The organism is Arthrobacter glycogeni (assembly GCF_054511155.1).
Genome location: NZ_JBTNDE010000002.1, coordinates 91821 through 106696, shown reverse-complemented (window position 1 = coordinate 106696; position 14876 = coordinate 91821). Strand labels below are relative to the sequence as shown.

At 64.3% G+C, this 14876-nt stretch carries 12 protein-coding genes; 5 read left to right on the top strand and 7 right to left on the bottom strand.

Translation table 11 applies throughout. The features are described 5' to 3' along the window. Nucleotides 1–7 precede the first annotated feature (7 nt). Complete coding sequence (locus ACX80O_RS02010) at nt 8–3289, bottom strand: DEAD/DEAH box helicase (protein WP_459332343.1); 3282 nt, start codon at nt 3287–3289, stop codon at nt 8–10. A 217-nt stretch (nt 3290–3506) separates the two neighbouring features. Here ACX80O_RS02010 and ACX80O_RS02005 point away from each other — a divergent pair, with 217 nt between their 5' ends. Beyond that, nucleotides 3507–4640 (top strand): hypothetical protein, encoded by a 1134-nt coding sequence (locus tag ACX80O_RS02005; RefSeq protein ID WP_459332342.1) that lies wholly within the window; start codon nt 3507–3509, stop codon nt 4638–4640. A gap of 103 nt (nt 4641–4743) precedes the next feature. Here ACX80O_RS02005 and ACX80O_RS02000 read toward each other — a convergent pair whose 3' ends face one another. Then, nucleotides 4744–5523: an isocitrate lyase/PEP mutase family protein gene (locus ACX80O_RS02000; protein WP_459332341.1), complete on the bottom strand. Its 780-nt coding sequence runs from the start codon at nt 5521–5523 to the stop codon at nt 4744–4746. Nucleotides 5524–5546: 23 nt separating this feature from the next. Then, nucleotides 5547–6380, bottom strand: coding sequence for an alpha/beta fold hydrolase (locus tag ACX80O_RS01995; RefSeq protein ID WP_459332340.1), 834 nt, complete (start codon nt 6378–6380; stop codon nt 5547–5549). Between the two features lie 88 nt (nt 6381–6468). Between ACX80O_RS01995 and ACX80O_RS01990 the strand changes: the two genes are divergently transcribed. Beyond that, nucleotides 6469–7041 carry a TetR/AcrR family transcriptional regulator gene (locus ACX80O_RS01990; RefSeq protein WP_459332339.1) on the top strand — a complete coding sequence of 191 codons (573 nt, stop codon included), beginning with the start codon at nt 6469–6471 and terminating at the stop codon, nt 7039–7041. Between the two features lie 28 nt (nt 7042–7069). Here the strand turns inward: ACX80O_RS01990 and ACX80O_RS01985 are convergent, their stop codons facing one another. Together ACX80O_RS01985 and ACX80O_RS01980 are read right to left on the bottom strand one after the other, a co-directional pair. After that, a complete protein-coding gene (locus ACX80O_RS01985; protein WP_459332338.1) occupies nt 7070–7846 on the bottom strand; it encodes a VldE C-terminal domain-containing protein in 777 nt (258 codons plus the stop codon). Between the two features lie 100 nt (nt 7847–7946). Beyond that, nucleotides 7947–8546, bottom strand: coding sequence for a cupredoxin domain-containing protein (locus ACX80O_RS01980; protein ID WP_459305215.1), 600 nt, complete (start codon nt 8544–8546; stop codon nt 7947–7949). 346 nt (nt 8547–8892) lie between these two features. Here ACX80O_RS01980 and ACX80O_RS01975 point away from each other — a divergent pair, with 346 nt between their 5' ends. Then, nucleotides 8893–9096 carry a cold-shock protein gene (locus ACX80O_RS01975; protein ID WP_019483883.1) on the top strand — a complete coding sequence of 68 codons (204 nt, stop codon included), beginning with the start codon at nt 8893–8895 and terminating at the stop codon, nt 9094–9096. Between the two features lie 175 nt (nt 9097–9271). On the opposite strand, the gene ACX80O_RS01970 is transcribed toward ACX80O_RS01975, so the two are convergent. Both ACX80O_RS01970 and ACX80O_RS01965 read right to left on the bottom strand, forming a co-directional pair. Next, on the bottom strand, nt 9272–12817 hold the full coding sequence (locus ACX80O_RS01970; RefSeq protein WP_459332337.1) for a TM0106 family RecB-like putative nuclease: 3546 nt from the start codon (nt 12815–12817) through the stop codon (nt 9272–9274). A 56-nt stretch (nt 12818–12873) separates the two neighbouring features. Further along, nucleotides 12874–13359 carry a MarR family winged helix-turn-helix transcriptional regulator gene (locus ACX80O_RS01965; protein ID WP_459332336.1) on the bottom strand — a complete coding sequence of 162 codons (486 nt, stop codon included), beginning with the start codon at nt 13357–13359 and terminating at the stop codon, nt 12874–12876. A gap of 45 nt (nt 13360–13404) precedes the next feature. Here ACX80O_RS01965 and ACX80O_RS01960 point away from each other — a divergent pair, with 45 nt between their 5' ends. Both ACX80O_RS01960 and ACX80O_RS01955 read left to right on the top strand, forming a co-directional pair. Continuing rightward, nucleotides 13405–14331, top strand: coding sequence for an EamA family transporter (locus ACX80O_RS01960; RefSeq protein ID WP_459332335.1), 927 nt, complete (start codon nt 13405–13407; stop codon nt 14329–14331). 81 nt (nt 14332–14412) lie between these two features. Continuing rightward, the gene (locus ACX80O_RS01955) at nt 14413–14871 is read left to right on the top strand and encodes a DUF3817 domain-containing protein (protein WP_459305211.1); all 459 of its coding nucleotides are present in this window, start codon (nt 14413–14415) and stop codon (nt 14869–14871) included. Nucleotides 14872–14876 lie beyond the last annotated feature (5 nt).

The following is a 14876-nucleotide window of genomic DNA, read 5'->3' as shown; positions in this document are numbered from 1 at the left end:
TTCGACTTTAGCCCTCCAGCAGGCCCCGGATGTCGTCGGCGGTTAGCGCGGAGCTGAAGACGGCGTCGTCGTCCAGCACTGAACTGAACAGCTTGGCCTTCTGTTCCTTGAGCTTCATGACCTTCTCCTCGATGGTGCCGGCGGCCACCATCCGGTACACCATGACGTTGCGGGTCTGGCCGATCCGGTGGGTGCGGTCGACGGCCTGCGCCTCGGTGGCGGGGTTCCACCAGGGGTCCAGGAGGAACACGTAGTCCGCCTCGGTGAGGTTCAGGCCGAACCCACCGGCCTTGAGGCTGATCAGGAAGACCGGGGCGTCGCCGTCCTTGAAGCCGTTGATCACGTCACCGCGGCGCAGGGTGGAGCCGTCGAGGTAGCTGTAGGCGATGCCTTGGGCGTCAAGCCGCTCGGCTGCCTTCTTCAGAAAGGAGGTGAACTGGCTGAAGACCAGGGCCCGGTGGCCCTCGGCGACCACATCCTCAAGCTGCTCGAACAGGACGTCGAGCTTGGCGGAGGGGACGCCGTCGTACGCCTTGTCCACCAGCGACGCGTCGAGGCTCAGCATCCGCAGCAGCGTGAGTGACCTGAACACGATCATCCGGTTGCGGTCCAGGTCCTCGATCAGGCCGAGCAGCTTCTGGCGTTCCCGTTGCAGATGGGTCTGGTAGATCTTCCGGTGCCGGGAATGCAGCTCCACCTCCAGCACCTGCTCCTGCTTCGGTGGCAGGTCGGAGGCGACGGCCTCCTTGGTGCGCCGCATCAGCAGCGGCCGGATCCTGCGGCGCAGCCGGGCGAGACGCTCGGTGTTGCCTGTCTTCTCGATCGGGTTGCGGTAATCCTCGGTGAACCGGCGGGCGGAGGGGAACAGGCCCGGCGCGGTGATGGAGAACAGCGACCACAGCTCCATCAGGTTGTTCTCCATGGGGGTGCCGGTGATGGCGAGCTTGAACGGCGCCGAAAGCTCTTTGGCGCACAGATGGACCTTCGCGGTCCGGTTTTTCACAAACTGTGCCTCGTCGAGGATTAGCCCGGCCCATTCCTGCGCCTGGTAACCCTCGAAATCGAGGCGGAACAAGGTGTAAGAGGTGATGACGACGTCAGCTCCTCCGATTAGGGTCGCCAGATCCGTGCCGCTTTTCGCCTGGGTGTCGGTGATGCCGGTGACGGAGAGGCCGGGGGCGAAGCGCTGGGCTTCGGACACCCAGTTCGGGACCACCGAGGTGGGGGCGACGACGAGGAAGGGCCTGGTTTCGCCGGTTTCATGTACATGGGTGAGGAGGGCCAGGGTCTGCAGGGTTTTGCCGAGGCCCATGTCGTCGCCGAGGACACCGCCGAGTCCGTGCTGATAGAGGAACGCGAGCCAGTTAAAACCGTCCTGCTGGTACGGACGGAGGGTGGCAAACAGGGTGGGGGGCAGGGGAGCGGGGGAGATTTCCTGTAGATCGTTCAGGCCCGCCACCGCTGACCGCCACCCCTGGGCCTCCTCGGTTTCCTCGGCCAGGTCCTCGAACTCGGCCCACAGCCCCGCCTGGTAGCGGCTGATCTTCAGTCCCGGTTCCCATTCGTTGAGGGAGCGGGCTTCCTCGATCAGTTCGCGCAGCTGTTCGAAGATGGGCTGGTTTATGGACAGGTAGCTGTTGTCCACCAGCTTGATTTTCTTTTTCCCCTGGGCGAGGGCACGGAAAATGTGGTCGAACGGGACCTTGCGGCCCTGGACGGTGACGAGCACGCCGAGGTCAAACCAGTCGCGGTTGTCGGTCTCGACGGTCGTGATGGTGAGCTGGGCGGGCTCGGTGAGCTCCTCATAGGTGGGCTTCTCGCCGATCACGTCAACCCTGATGCCGTCGAATCCCGTCAGCTTCGGCAGGGTGTCCTCGGTGAACTCGACGGCTGCCATGTCCTCCAGGGTGAGTGCCTTGAGCGGGGTGGACCCGAGCTGGGTGCGTGCGGCGTGGAGCAGCTCTTCCTCGGCAGCGGCGTCGCGGTAGTCCTGGGCGCCGGGTTCGGCGAGCAGTGATTTACGGGTTGGTCCGTCGCCGAGCCGGTACTCCCAGTCCCAGTCGAGTTCCAGCCGGTCATCCGCGGTGTAGTGGGCGGTGAGGATGAGCAGTGGGGGCGCGATGTCGGGGAAGTTGACCGACTCGTCGCTGCTGATGACCTCGATCGCCTGGCGAAGCCGTGGGTAGAAGCTGTCGAGGAAGAGGGGAGTTTCCTCGGCGGGGATGATTACCGGGGCAGTTTGCAGCAGGAGCCCGATGTCGTGATCGGTGAGCCGTTTCGCCGACGGTGCCAGTGTAATGACGGTGCTTCGGGTGGGAGTTCCGGGGTCGACGGTGTAGATGCCGTGGGTGCAGATTGGCCGGGCAGTGTCGGGCGGGTGCTGGTGACCGTCGATTTCCAGGACCGGGCATAGGCGCAGCTGGAGGTCGGTGGTGGCGGTGGCATCGAGTTTGAGGGTGGCCGTCCCGCCCAGCACCACTGCGACGCCCTTGGTGGAGCCGACAAATTCGATGCCGAGGCGCCGTGCTTCGCGCAGCAACTGCCACAGGAGCGGGTTGCTGAAGTCTTCGAGGTACAGCCAGGAATCGTTGTTGCCGAAGTAGCTGACCCCGGTTCCACGGTGGAGTGAGGGGAACTGGGAGAACCAGCGGTGCTGGTCGGGGTCGAGGAGGATGCCGTACGTCTGATAGCTGATGCTGCCCCAGGTCAGGTTGTTCTTGACCCAGTTGCCTTTGCTGTTGCGGACCACCGGGCGGACACCCAGCCGAGGCTTGGTGGCTTTTCGCGATGAGCCGTTTGACGACCATCCCGGGCGGGAGTTGGGGGCGGACCGGAGCTCAAACTGGAGCGCGAGAGGGGTGAACGCAGTGGCGGCCCGGGCGGCGTCGTCGGGCGCGGGCTCGATCAGCCCGGTGAGGGAGCTCTGCCAGCCCTGCGGCTCTGCTCGCCGAAGGGGGGTAGTGAGCTCCGCACGGGAAAGGAGATGCTCGGTGTTGCTTTGCAGCGCCGTGGCGGCCACATGCTTGCAGTCGAGGCTGATGGGGCAGCTGCAGAAGCTGTCCCTGAGGCGGTAGCGACCGTCGCCCTTTGCTGACAGGAAAAGGCGCGTGCGGTACGCGGCGGGTGAATTTCCCTGGACCCGGGCGTCAAGAGTATTGCTCGACGGATCCCAGGCAAGCTGGGACACTGCACCCTGCTTCGCGTAGGTCTGTCCACGCTGGAAGGAGGCGCCGCCCACCATGCGGATGATGTCGGTGACATCGATCATGGGAGAGCTGGTTGGGGGCATGCATTAATGCTCTCACGCGCTACTGGCGGAATTGTGTGAGGTCCGCGGGCCGCCCAGAAACTGTAGACCAAAAGCGGTGACGTGAAACCCGTCCGGGAGTAAAATTGCCCAAGAGGGCAGGGAGCGCGCCATGAAACTAGGCACAGGTGCACGTTGCAGATTGGTGTGTTGCGTAGCCATGGTGGGGCTCATCGCCCCGACCTTAACAACAGTGGCGGTGGCAGCACCACCCGGAGGCACGCAGCAGGAAAACCTGCGGTACTACCAGGCTGCGGTCAACCTCCTTCCCGCGACGGACGGAGCCTACGCCGGTGCGGTCTCCTTCCGGCAGGAGGTCGGTGCTGCTGCGACGGTTGATGTTTTCCTGTCCCGGGCGGCCACCATCACCTGCCCAGATCTGAGCGAAGACATCGCCACCACCACGGTCCAAACCGAAACCCGGGACGCGAGCGAGCCGGGTCCGGTAACCCTCGATATCGGGCATAGCCTCGACCAGGCCGTCGGGCACGCGGTCGTCAACCTGGTTGTCACCGCCAACCCCGGGTGCGGCGACACGGGATCAACCACGACGCTGCCCGCACAGGAGGTGCAGATTACGGTGATGGGTACTTCGGTCAGGTTCTTTACGGGTATCGGAGGCACCACGTCTGCTGGCGCCGATCGTACGACTGGTCGGTCCTACAGTTTCGCCCGCGATGGCACCGGCTCCGTTAGCGTGGGCTCGCTCATCGTTGAGGCGGAGAGCCCCGCGGCGTTCCTGAAGTACGCTGTGGAGCGGCAGCGAACCCACGGCGACGCCCCGGTTGCCCCCGACCCGGTCGCACCGCCGGGCGGCACAGGAGCGCGGGGCGACTACAGCGCCGAGTTTGACCCCACCGGTCCGGGTGTCCTCCTTGAGGACGCCATTGTGCAGGCCAGCACCACCAGCCCGCCGGGGCGTGCGACGACGGTCAGTGCGTCGAGCTTCACCGCCGAACTGATCGACTGTGGTGACGGTACGACAGGTGTCCGCGAGCAGTTCGTCGTCGGGTCGGGACCAGGGGTGCTGACCATCGGCCGCAAGCTGGGAACAGCCACCGCCTCCGGATCCATCCAGTTCGAGCGGTTCATCACTGACGAATGCCAGGGTGGCGTGACGGTATCCGACACGGTTATCCTTCCCGTGGCGCTGGACCTCGTAGCGACGGCGCCGATCGTGCGGGTCAGCGACACTCGATGGCAGGTCCAGCCTGGCGGAGGCACCGAGCGCATGCACGGATGGTACCTCGGGCGAGAGGCAACCGGCACAGTAGCGATCGGCGCGGTGACCGCGACGACTCATCTTGCTGCCATCGGTTCCTCTGGCCCCTGACCTGCCCAAAAGGTGCAGGCTGGTTTTGAGCGTACCGCGGCAGACGGAACGGCTGGCGGTGTCGATCGACACTGGTCACATGTCCAGCCGTCCCGTCCTGTGGCTAGTTCAGGGCCGGGGTATCGGCCGGAATGACCCCTGACCCGTATAGGTCGGTGGCGAGATCCCGAAGTGCGTGCAAGGCAACCCGCTGGGTGAAGGGTCCATAGGAGATGCGGGCTACCCCGAGGTCCTGCAGCTCGGCTGCTGCAAGGGCGCCGGGGGCTCCGATGACTGAAAGCTTTCCCCGTCCTAGGCCATCAACAAGAGGCTCGATAACGTCGCGGGTAAGAGCCCCGGGGACGAATACCAGGGCGGCGCCGGCGTCGAGAAAGGCCCGGCCCCGGCTGATGGCGTCGTCAATGCTGTCCTTCAGCGGGCGGTCACCGCCGCGCACAATCGCGTCCGTGCGCGCGTTGAGCTGAAATGCGATACCCTCGTCGTTTGCCGCAGCGACGATGGCGTGCACGCGGGCAACTGACTCATCAAAAGGTCGGAGCCGGTCTTCAACGTTGGCGCCAACGACGCCGAGCCCGATCGCCCGGCGAATGGTCTCAGCCGGATTCTCGTATCCGTCGTCGAGATCGGCAGTGACCGGGAGGTCAACGGCGTCAACGATCGTCTTCACCCCGGCCAGTGCTGTATCCAGCGGCATGGCGCCGTCGGCGTAACCGTAGGCCGCAGCGATCGAGTGCCCCGCAGTAGCAATCGCTTTTGTCTCCGGCAGCGCGGCGACAGTTGCGGCGCTGATGGCGTCCCAGACGTTGACTACCCGCAGGATCTCCGGTGCCGTGTGTAACGCTTTCAGCTGCTGGGCGCGGTCCAGTGTGTGTTTGTCAGTCATTGCTCTTCTCCGTTTTCTGTCGGTTACTTAGCGAGAAAGCTGAGGAGGATGTTGTTGACCTCAGCGGCATGCGTCCACAGCATGCCATGTGGGGCTCCCTCGATCTCAACGTAGTCGGCATCAGGGAGGGCTTTGTGGAACTCACGTCCTGTCGAGTCGATCGGCAGAATATTGTCTGCTGTGCCGTGCACGATCAGGGCGGGCACCGAAATCTTGGCTACATCTGCCCGGAAGTCGGTGAGCCAGGTGGGTTGCGCCCACACAGAGGCGTAGGACGAAGCCGCATTGGCAAGGTTCTTGTTTGCCGCCAATGCTTCCTCGCTGAGTCGGTTGCCGAGGGTGTCTTTGGTATTGAAGAAGTTGTCGAAAAAGTCGGTGAAGAACGCATACCGGTCCGATTTGGCCGCGTCAAGCAGCCCGTCAAAGACCTCCTGAGGAACCCCAGCAGGATTGTCATCGGTCTGCAGCAGGAAGGGCTGAAGCGAACCGAGGAATGCTGCTTTCGCGACCCGGTCCGAACCGTAGGTACCCAGGTAGCGTCCCACCTCGCCGGTTCCCATGGAGAACCCGACCAGGACTGCATCCCGAAGATCGAGCGATTCCATCACAGCCTGCAGATCAGCGGTGTACGTGTCGTAGTCATGGCCGGTAGTCGGCTTGGAAGACTTGCCAAAACCGCGCCGGTCGTAGGTAATGACCCGGTAGCCGGCATCCAGGAGGGCTGCGCTTTGTTTCTCCCAGGACGACCCGTCAAGCGGGTACCCGTGGATCAGGACGACTGGCTGGCCGTCCCCGTGGTCCTCGAAATACAGCTGAATAGGTGCTGAGTTTTCGTTTCCGGCAGTAATGAACGGCATTCTGTGTCCTTCCAGAGGATGGAGAACGTACGTTCTCCTGAATATTATTTTACGGGAACGATGGTTCTCCCGCAAGTACACTGGGGTAATGGATGAGGAAAAGGTGCGCAACAGGGTTATTGAGGCTGCTGACGAGCTGTACTACGGGCGCGGCATCCAGGCTGTAGGAATGGATGATGTGCGGGAAGCTTCCGGGGTATCCCTGAAGCGGCTATACCGGTTGTTTTCGTCGAAAGAGGCGATAGTGCTTGCGGTACTGCAGTATCGGCACCGGCTGTGGACCGACGGAGTCACAGCCTCCGTTGACCGAGCCGCCTCCCCGCGGGGCCGCCTCCTGGCTGTCTACGATTACCTCGCCGACTGGTTTGCCAGCGACTCATTTCGGGGCTGTGGATTCATCAACGCCTTTGGGGAGCTCGGCGCCGTTTCGCCTGCGGTCGCCGAGGTGGCCCGACTCCATAAGCACTCCTTTCAGGAATATCTCTCCGGCCTCGTCGCGGACGTCGGTGGGACAGCGGAACTTGCGGCCCAGTTGGCGATCCTGGCCGAAGGCGCGCAAACCACCGCCGCAATCAGCGGAACCACCGAACCCGCAAGGCAGGCCCGCCGGGCGGCTGAGATACTGATCGCCTCGTCGATTCCACACCAGGCTCAACCCTGACCGCACGGCAGCTATGCGCGCCGGTACGTCAGCCGGGACCTCCACCAAGAACGTCCACGTGCACATGATCGAGATGGCGCAGGATCTCGTTGCCGGGAGCAGGCGCCTCGTAGTCGTGCCACCGCCCGCGGGCGAGATGTGCGCTCCAGAACTTGTCATCGAAGATGACGTATTGGATGTCCAGGTCGTCCGCATGCGCAACGAGCCAGTGGGCAAGAATCCACCCCTCACGTCGATTCTCCTCGGTCACCGGGCGGTAAAAGACGTCGATGGCCCGGCCGTCATAGTGGGTAGACGCCTCGCCGTGGCCCTCGCCAACCCCTCCCGGGGCGAACCCGCCGAGGCTCTGCTCCCCGAACACCTCGGCCATCGCCTGCCGCACCTGTTCCGCGCGGGGCGTCAGGCCGGTGTCAGAGGGTGGCTCGATCTCGAGGTCAGTGGCGGCCGAGCCCCGGCAGTGAAAGCTAGGCCCTGCGTCGTCGGGCGATCCAGCTGTCAGCTGCCTTATGACTGCCGCGTCGATGGTTGAGGTATCCGGTGCTTCCAACCCCTGGATCAGGAGCGCGGCGGTGGTGGTGGCCCGCTTCGCCTCGTCGCCGGTGAGGCCGACGTCGCCGTTGGCGGTTTTGACTGTGCACTCGGAGCCGCTCAGGAGGGAACTCCCAAGGAGATTCATGCCGGTGACCAGACCGGGCCCGACGGACGCCAGCGCCCACGAGAGTATGCCGAGTAGCAGCAAGATCAGGAGGATCCGAAGCGGTGGGCGGCGGCGCTGCCGAGGCGACTCGTCAGAGGTCGAAGACATGCGCCAATGCTTTCATGCGTTTTCAGACAGTATGTGACGGCGGAGCGCAGCCCCAGACCGGTATGGAGGTTGCATACGCTCCATACCGGTCGAGCGGTCGCTAGCTGCTGCTTGTCGCCCGGCGCACCACGTAGGTGCTGCCTGCCGCCAAGGCGAGGACCAGCCCGCCGCCGAGAACAATCCCGCCAAGCGCACCCTCGGAAGGGGACTCCTGAGCGCCGGTATCGGCGCCGCCCTTGGGCATTTCGCCCATTTGGGACGTTGGAGTCGGGGTGGGGTCCGGGGTCGGAGCCGGGGTTTCGGCTGGGGCGGGGGCCGCCGCCGCCTCGACGACCAGGGTTCCCATCATGTTGCCGTGGAAGTCGCAGATGAACGGGTACTCGCCAGGCTCGCTGGGGGCACTGAAGGTAAGGCTGGTCCCGCCAGCGATTGATCCGGATTCCAGGGCGGTCGACGATACCGTGTGGGCTTCTGAATCGTTGTTGGTCACCGTCACTGTGGCGCCCGGGCTAACCGGCCCGGAAACATCGAAAGAGAAATCCGTGATGGTGATGACTACGTCCTCGGCCTGAGTCATCGCAGGCAGGGAAAGAGGGGCACTCGCAGGTGCTGCGACGGCCATGCCGGCTGTACCCAGGCTGACCGCTCCGGCGAGGGTGGCGGCGAAGGCCACGCTCAGGGCTTTGGAGGTGGTGTTCATGGTGTTGCCTTTCATCGGGCTTGGTAGCTACTGACTTTTGCGAACTGATGTTGTTGAAGCCGTCCACTACGAGTCGAGGACTGCTCGCTACATGTTCTTCGTCACAGACCGACGAGCGGATCGCTCCAGGTTCTCTCTATTTTTTGGGCGGCGCCCGCACCGCGGTTTTGCCTCCAGCAAAATCCATGTAGACTCTTACGCAGTTGTAGTGTTGCGCATTTTGTATTTCAAGCGGCGAAACCCAGACGGGCCAGCCGCTTTTTCTGTAGAAGCGGGAAACGAACGCCGCGACTGAAACTGCCCGACAGTCGGGATTGGTTTCATATTTCCAGAAGGATGATTAAAAATGGCAACAGGTACCGTGAAATGGTTCAACGCTGACAAGGGCTTCGGCTTCATCGAACCAGAAGATGGCAGCGCCGATGTGTTCGCTCACTTCTCCGCTATCAACTCGAGCGGCTTCAAGTCCCTCGACGAGAACCAGAAGGTTAGCTTCGAGACCGAGCAGGGCCCCAAGGGTCCTCAGGCCGTAAACATCCAGGTCGTCTAGTTCGACTTAGTGGTCACTGACCACTGAAATAGGGCGGGAAGCAATTCCCGCCCTATTTTGCGTTAATCGTCACATCTTTGATCCAAGGGGGTGGGCCGGAAATAGGTCGGAGTCACGCCGTCAACCCACTACGCTGCCTCCCCCCCACGGACGGGGGCTTGGTCGCCAGCCCTGGCTAGAGCGAATCATCCGTCCCCGCCATGCACAACCCGACAAAGGCTCCCAACTCCTCGAACTGTTCCGGCCGGGGCGGTAAATGGTGGGTGAGCAATGGCGAACGGATGATGACTGCCCGCCATTGCCCTCGCGACACTGCAACATTGACCCGGTTGCGGTTGAGGAGGAATCCGACCCCCCGGGGAGCCTCGACCGCCGAGGAGCAGGCCATCGAAACGATCACCACCGGAGCTTCCTGACCCTGAAACTTGTCGACGGTTCCCACCCTCACGCCCTTCAGCCCAGCCATCTTAAGGCGGGTCTGGATTTCCTGCACCTGGGCGTTGTAGGCAGCCACGACCAGTAGGTCGTCGGGCTCCAGCGGGCGAGGACGCTCGCCCGTGCCACCCGCCCATTGAAGACCGAGATACGCTGTCACCTGGGCGACCACCTCCGCGGCTTCCTCGGGCGACGAGGTGGTATTGCCGGCATGCTCCACCATGATGCACTCAACCCCTGCCGGTGGTCCCGCAAGGAAGCGCTGGGCGGCTGCAGGCGCCGACTCGAGCTTTCCGTCGTAGGACAGCCGGGACACGACTGCGCAGAGGTCGGGGTGCATCCGCCAGCTATCGGCCAGAAAGTAGCCGAGCTCTGGGGGAAGGGTCGCGTGACCCGCCGAGAGCCAGCCCAGCGCTGAGGTATCCACTGGTTCGGGGTGGGTTCCCTGGGTCACCTGCGGCAGCTGCTGCGGATCGCCCAGCAGCAGGAGGCGCGTGGCTGCCCGCGACACCGCGAGGGTGTTCGCCAGCGAGTACTGTCCTGCCTCGTCGATGACCAGCAGATCCAGGGAGCCGGCTGGGACCTTGCTGCCCGTCATCGTCCAGGCGGTCCCGCCGACCAGCGCTCCGCCTGGGGAAACGAGGAGCGCCGCAACGCCATCGTCGGTGGTGTGGGCCCACGGTGTCTGGGGATCTTTGGTCTTCTTCGCGGTGCGGTCAGCCGGGACACCGGCCGCGAGTGCCTGCCGGATCAGGTGCTCGACCACCTTGTGGGATTGGCCCACCACTCCTACTTTCCAGCCGCGGGCCACCAGCGCGGAGATGACGTGTGAGCCGACGTAGGTCTTGCCGGTCCCCGGCGGGCCCTGCACGGCCAGATAGCTGTGGTCCAGCGCGGTGACGGCGGCGGTGATGGCGGTGACGTAGTCGCCGTCGACCACCACCGGCAGGGACCCCACACCAGAGAGCCTGGGGTTGGCCCGGCGCAGCACCTCCAGCCCCGGGCTGCGGGGCAGGTCGGGCACCACTGACCCCACCTGGTGGGCCAACTCGGCCAACGCGGCGCGGATACTCTTCGTCGCGATCGGCTGATCGGGGGTCAGCGCGATGGGCGGTTCGCTATACACGGCACCCTTGGTCCTGAGCTTCTCGCGGATCACCAGCACGTCCAGGACGCCGTCGTGGTCCCGGGAGACTACCTCGGTGCCGAACCAACCGGCCCTGAATGAGGTCTCCGTCCCGGCTTCGGCAGCGAGGTCGTCCGGGAACGGCCGGTCATACAGGCGAAACAGGGTTTTCCCCGGCTCGAAGTCGGATCCCTCGGACGCCACGCCCGTCAATCGGAGTGTGCGGACCGGGTTGCTTCGAGAGGTGGGCTTTTCCCAGTCATCGAGAACCTCGGCCCCCTGCACCACAAAGACGTTGCGGGTATCCGGCCAGTCCTCGATCGCCGTGTCCAGCCGGTCGAAATGCTCCCACCAGAACTGCTTGTCTTCGCGGCGGTGATAGCCGACAGCTGCGGCGACCATCGCCACGGCCTGCTCATCAGCGGTCAGCTCGCGGGTCAGGGGGAGACCGTCAAGGTACGCCAGAAGTCGGGTCTCCTCGGGGGGTGGCTCCTGCAGTTCTGCCGGGGCATCCTGCCGGGGGCCGGGAGCGGCTGTGACGCCCTGTTCGGCGGCCCGGTCGAGCAGCCAGTCGCGGAGCCGGAGGGTCGAGAGGCAGTCGTACTCGTTATAGTCGCGGATTCCGGCGAGGATCTCAGCGGCGAGGACTTCATTACCGGAATCCCTGGCAGTGCAGTAGTCGGCGTAGGCAACCACTGAGGCTCCGGCGTCCTTAACATCCCCGCTGCGCAGATGTTCACCCATATAGAGGGGTTCGAGCTTCTTGATGCTGTAGGAATGCTCGGAAATCCTCAGGCTGTGGCGCACCGTCTCATACAGGTCCACGAGGACGCCTTCCCGAAGCAGGGCGTCCACCGCATCCTCGCCGACCACGTGGGTCAGCGACAGGTTGCGCAGCGCAGTCTTCTCATAGGAGGCGTAGTGGTAGATGTGCAGGTTGGGGTACCGGGCCCGGCGGTCGGCGACGTACTCAAGAAAGTCAGTGAAGGCGTGGCGCTCCTCGAGGCGGGAGTGCGCCCATAACGGCAGGAACGGGGGAGGGTCGCCGGGGCGGTCTGGGTTCTCGACGACGCCGAACAGATACTCAAGACCCCATCTGCCGGCACTGTCCTGCCACAACGGATCGCCCTCGAAATCGAAGAAGATGTCCCCCTGGCTGGGCGCAGGGAGGGTACCCAACGTGTGGTCGGGGAGAACTCGGTAGCTCAACGTGGTCGGCAGGCCCTCCTTGCCGGTGTAGACCACGCTGCCGTCGGGGTGGGCTGTGCCGGTCTGCATCCGCGCCTGATCTCCCAACCGAAGCAGGCTCTTGTTATTGATGGGAACGTCGAGGGCGGCCAATTGGTCAATGGTGCGAATGCCGTCCTGGTGGAGCTTTGCCCGGCGGGTGGTGCTCATTCCTGCTACCAGCAGCAGGTCCCGGGTTTCGACGACCTTCAGCTGGCAGTAGTTGCAGCGGCCGCACTCGGTGTGGCCAGCACGTCCCCACCGCACCGGTTCGGGCTGGCTGCGGTGCTTGTCGACCAGGCGCAGGAACCGTGCGCGGCGCTCGCGGAAGATGGGCAGAATGTCGGAGAGACTGTGGATGCTGTGCGCTCCGTTGCCCAGCACCAGCGTGACCTCGGGCGCCGTCGGGATGCCAGCCGCCAGCAACTGGTCACCGTAGGCAGCGAGTTGCAACAGGGCGCTTACCTTCGCGTGGCGGGCCAGTTTCGTGTCCCAGACCGCGTACTGTCCCTCAGTGGTTTTCACCAGGAAGTCGGATCTGCCGTGGAACTGGCCGTCGAAGAACGCCGCCTGGAAGACGACGTCGGCCCCCGACCTCAGCGCAGCAATCGATTCCCGATGCTTGTCCACCAAGGGGGTGCGGTGCATTCCCACGGCGGGGACGACGTCGTACACGCCAGTCTGGGTGTCAGGATTCCAGGGGCCGTGCTCAGCAATGAGGGCGTCGAACACGTTGCGTTCATGGACATCGCCGAGGACGGCGGTGCGCTCCAGCATGGCGTCGACGTCGAACACCGGCCGGGTGGAACGGCCCAGCTTCTCGTCGAGAGCGGAAAGCAGCCGGTACTCGCATTCGGCGGCAGTGACCAGGTCGGTGGCGGAAAAGACCAGGTCCGGCGGCCCACCGGGAAGGGTGGGGTCGAGAAGAAACACTGTGCCTCCCAGCAGCTGCAACCTTTGAGCGGTTTGCGGTATCAGGACTGTTTCAGCTAACCACGTGCCGCTGACAGTTTGGTCAGTAGCACGGCGAGGGCGTCCCGCTCATCGGATGATAGGGCGGAGAGGATCCGCTGTTCGGTCGCCAGGTGCTCGGGTAGGGCAGCGTCGATCAGTTTAAGGCCGTCGGGGGTAAGTGCCACCTGCTTGCCGCGTCCGTCGCCGGGGTCCTTGGCGCGGGTGATCAGCCGGCGTTCCTCAAGTCGGTTGAGGCGCTGGGCAATGGCGCTGGAGGTCACCATCGAACTGGCGGTGAGTTCGCGAGGGGTCAGAGCATAGGGCTGACCGGACCGGCGTAGGGTAGCGAGGACGTCGAAGCTTGCGGCGTCCATCCCATGGTTGAGGAAGGTCTGCCCAAGCTCCCGGTCGATTTGCCGGGACAACCGGGATAGCCGCCCGATAACCCCCATGGGGGAAGCATCGAGGTCGGGCCGTTCGGCATTCCATTGCCTGAGGATGCGGTCAACGTGATCGATCATGAACCAAGCCTAGACACTCGCTAAGCACTTAGCTAAACTAGCTAAGTGCTTAGCAATCGAATGATCCTGGGAATGACAGCTTTCGCTCCCGCCATCTGGGGGACAACGTATCTGGTGACCGCCGAGTATCTGCCACCCGACCGTCCACACCTCGCTGCGGTGCTGCGGGCGCTGCCCGCGGGGCTGGTCCTGCTGCTCTTGATCCGCCGGCTGCCGCAGGGTAGTTGGTGGTGGAAGGCCGCAGCCCTCGGGGTGCTCAACATTGGCGCGTTCTTCGCGCTGCTGTTCATCGCCGCCTACCGGCTTCCCGGCGGTGTGGCCGCCACAATGGGAGCCATCCAGCCGCTCGTCGTCGCCGTCCTTGCCTCGGTGGTCGTTTCGGAGCGGCTCACCGCGCGGAAAATAGTCGCGGGCATGGCCGGCATCCTCGGGGTGGCCCTGATGGTCCTGTCCGCCGAGGCCAAACTCGACCCTATCGGCGTCGCCGCGGCGCTTCTGGGCACCGCCTCCATGGGCACCGGGGTTGTCCTGCTGAAGAGGTGGGGGCAACCCGCGTCGCCCCTGACACTGACAGCGTGGCAACTCGTCGCTGGCGGCTTGTTCCTGATGCCGTTGGCATGGCTGGTCGAAGGGCCGCCGCCCGCAGTGCTGACCCCAGCGAATATTGCTGGCTACCTCTACCTCATGAGTATCGGTTCGGTCGTCGCCTATTTCCTCTGGTTTCGCGGACTGAGCCGGCTCCCGGCGTCGACCGCGTCATTCCTCGGCTTGCTGAGTCCTTTGACGGCGACGTTGTGCGGCTGGGTCTTCCTGAGCCAAACCCTCTCGGTTGGCCAGCTGGCCGGGGCAGTCATCATTATCGCCACGCTGATCACGGTGGCCCGGTCAACCGGCAGCCGTGATTCGGTGGGAAGGGGAGACCCAACAGCGACGGGCTTGCGGCGGCTATCCACACCAAAGGTACGGATGTGACGTGTCCAACGCCGGATGGGTGCGGGCGGGTGCAACGCCCTGCGGTAATTTGGAAGGACCGACCATTCTGGAGAGAAACGCATGAGCCCTCGCATCCTGTTCCGCACCGTCGCCGTCGCCGAGGCACTGACCTGGGCCTTCCTGCTCCTGGCCATGTTCCTCAAGTACGCGACCCAAACAACCGAGTCGCTGATCTCACCAGCTGGCGGAATCCACGGTTTTGTTTTCCTGGTGTTTGTGATGGTCACGATCTTCGTCTGGGTGAACCAGCGCTGGTCCTTCAAACTTGGTGTTGTGGGCCTGCTCTCGGCTGTTGTTCCTCTTGCCTCGGTCGTGTTCGACCGGTCAATGGAACGCCGCCGGAAGCTCGACGGCGGGTGGCGGCTCGCCCCGGGCGCCGCCACCCCGCGCGGCCCGGCCGAGCAACTGCAGGCCTGGGTGCTGCGCAAGCCCCTGCTGGCTGCGGTGGTGTCGGTCGCGGCGGTCGCCGTGGTCTTCGCGGCACTGTTGGTCGTAGGTCCGCCGGTCCCCAACAGCTAGTAGGT